This window comes from Streptomyces olivaceus, from assembly GCF_000721235.1.
GTDB lineage: Bacteria > Actinomycetota > Actinomycetes > Streptomycetales > Streptomycetaceae > Streptomyces > Streptomyces olivaceus.
The window spans coordinates 1-2,993 of record NZ_JOFH01000092.1 but is presented as its reverse complement, the minus strand read 5'-3'; the positions used below and the strand labels follow the sequence as shown (position 1 = coordinate 2,993).

General features: G+C 74.0%; 1 protein-coding gene. It reads left to right on the top strand.

Annotation, left to right across the window (positions count from 1 at the left end; translation table 11 throughout):
• Window positions 1-33 precede the first annotated feature (33 nt).
• Window positions 34-2,993, top strand: a 2,960-nt coding sequence (locus tag IG94_RS0137825) for a type I polyketide synthase (RefSeq protein ID WP_248783120.1), incomplete at its 3' end; no start/stop codon positions are given.

The window sequence follows — 2,993 nt, the reverse complement described above, 5'->3', positions numbered from 1 at the left end:
CGGGAGTGTCTGGAGGGTGAGGACGTTACGGCGGTGCCGAGTCTGCGTCGTGGTCGTGGTGAGGTCGAGTCGGTGCTGGCGGGGCTGGGTGCGTTGTTCACCGCGGGGGTGCCGGTCGACTGGGCGGAGTTGTTCGCCGGGACCGGCGCCCGCCACACCGAACTGCCCACCTACGCCTTCCAACGCCGGCACTACTGGCTGGAACCCGCCGCCCTCCCGGACACCGACCTCGCCGCCGTCGGCCTGGAACCGGTCGACCACCCCTTCCTGCGTGCCGAGATGCCGCTGGGCGATGACGGCGCGCTCGTACTGACCGGCCGGCTGTCCCTGAAACGGCAACCGTGGTTGGCCGACCACGTGGTGCAGGGCACCCCGATCCTCCCCGGGACCGCGTTTGTGGCCCTGGCCCTGCACGCCGCGCAGCGCACCGGCGCCGGCCCGGTGGAAGAGCTCGTCGTGCGTTCACCCCTGGTCGTGCCGGAACACGGCGACACCCGGCTCCAGGTGGTGATCGATGCCCCGGACGGCACCGGCCGCCGTGCGCTGCGTGTGCTGTCCCGAGCCGGAGGCACGGCCGGGAACGGCACCTGGACCCGGCACGCCGAAGGCACCGTCGCCCCACCCGCCGGGACCTCACCCGCCGGGGCCTCACCCGCCGGGGCCTCACCCGTCGGGACCTCACCCGCCGATCCGTTGCCCGTCGGATCGGTGGCCGTAACCGGCTGGAACGGCGACGCCGGTCCCGACACACAGCCGGTCCCCGTCGCCCCCGCATACGCGGAACTCACCCGCCGGGGGTACGCCTACGGGCCGGCGTTCCGAGGGCTGCACACCGTCCGACGCGGCGACGGCGTGGTCTTCGCCGACATCGCCACGGGCGAGGCGGTGGACCACGGCGGCCCGGTGTTCGACCTGCACCCCGCCCTCCTGGATGCTGCCGTCCAGGCCGCACTGGTAGGCCTGTTCGAGACCGCGGACAAGACGCTGGTGCCGTTCGCGTGGAGCGGCGTCACCGTGCACACCGCGGCCCCGCCGGCCTTGCGGGCCCGCATCACGAGGACCGGCGCCGACTCGGTGGCCATCATGCTCACCGACCCCGACGGCAACCCGGTCGCGTCGGTCGACTCGCTGGTGCTGCGGCCCGCGCCCGACGTTCCGCGCACTCCGTCCACGGAACAGAACGACGCGGCGCTGTTCCGGTTGTCGTGGCTGCCGAAGGAGGTCGGCGCCCACCCCGGCACCGGTCGCTGGGCGATGGTGGGGGAGGACCCGCACGACCTCGGTGCCGAGCTGGCCGGCGACAGCTTCCCGCTCGACCGGTACGCGGATCTCCCCGCGTTGCGGGCCGCGACGGCGGCGGGGGCCCCGGCGCCGTCCACCGTGGTCACCGTGGTTCCCCCGACCGACGTCACGGACACCGGCGGCGCGCACCGCGTCCTGCGCCTGGTACAGGACTGGCTGGCCGACGAGACGATGGCCGACACGCCACTGGTCGTCGTCACCACCGGTGCCGTCGACGCGGGGAGCAACAGCCGTCTTGATCTCGGCAACGCGCCGGTCTGGGGTCTGCTGCGTGCCGCGCAGTCGGAGCACCCCGGCCGCGTGGTGCTCGTCGACGTGGCGCCGGGCAGCGAGGGCGCCCGACGGCTCGCCGCCGCGACAGCCACGGGGGAACCGCAGCTGGCCCTGTCCGCCGAGGGCGTCCGTGTCCCGCGCCTCACGCGCCTGCCCGCGGCTCCCGGCCCGCACCCCGCCGCCGAGAAGCCGATGTCCGAGCGCGGAACCGTGCTGCTGACCGGCGCGTTCGGCCGGCTCGGCCGGCTGCTCGCGCGGCACCTGGCCACCGAGCACGGGGTGACGAGCATGCTGCTGGTCAGCCGGAGCGGCCCCGTCACGCCCGAGGCGCGTGCCCTGGTGGCCGAGCTGAGCGAGCTCGGTGTGGACGTGCGAGCCGAAGCCTGCGACGTCGCCGACCGCGCCGAGCTCGCTGCGGTGCTGCACGGGCTGCCTGCCGATCGGCCCCTCACCGCCGTGGTCCACACGGCCGGCGTGCTCGACGACGGCGTGTTCACCGACCTGAGTCCGCAGCGCCTCGACGCGGTCATGGATCCGAAGGCGGTGGCGGCGAAGAACCTGCACGAGCTCACCGCGGACATGCCGCTGTCGGCGTTCGTGCTCTACTCCTCTGTCTCGGGCCTGATCGGCGCAGCGGGTCAGGCCAACTACGCCGCCGCCAACACCTACCTCGACGCGCTCGCCCACCATCGCGCCCGGCTCGGACTCCCGGCCACGTCGCTGGCGTGGGGGCTGTGGGACCAGCGGGGCGGCATGGCGGCGGGGCTCGGCGCCGGCGACCTCAACCGGATGGCACGCTCCGGAGTGGCGACGCTGTCCGAAACCGAGGGGCTCGCACTCTTCGACGCCGCTCTTCGGCGGAGCGACCCGCTGCTCGTGCCGCTGCGGCTGGACACCGTCTCCGCCACCGACGGCGCGGACGTGCATCCACTGCTCCGCGAACTCATCACGAGCGCGCCGCGCCCGGCTCGCCCAGCGGCCGTACCGGGCCGTCCGGACGGCCCGCGCCCCGGCGGCGAAGACGTGACGTCCCAGCCCGGGCGACTGCTGGAGCTGGTGCGCGCGGAGGCGGGGCGAGTACTCGGTTACGACGGGCGGGACCCGATCGGTCCCGACCGCACCTTCAAGGAGTTCGGACTCGACTCGCTCACCGCCGTCGAACTGCGCAACCGGATCAACGCGGTCACGGGATCGCGCTTGGGGACCACGGCCGTGTTCGACTACCCGACCCCCCGGGCCCTCGCCGACCACCTGTCCGGCGAGCTCACCCCGAGCGGCGAGACAGCGGGCACGACCGGTTCGCCGGTGAACGACGCCGGTGATCCTGTGGTGATTGTCGGGATGGCGTGCCGTTATCCGGGTGGGGTGGGTTCTCCGGAGGATCTGTGGTCGTTGGTGGTGGAGGGCAGGGAGGGGAT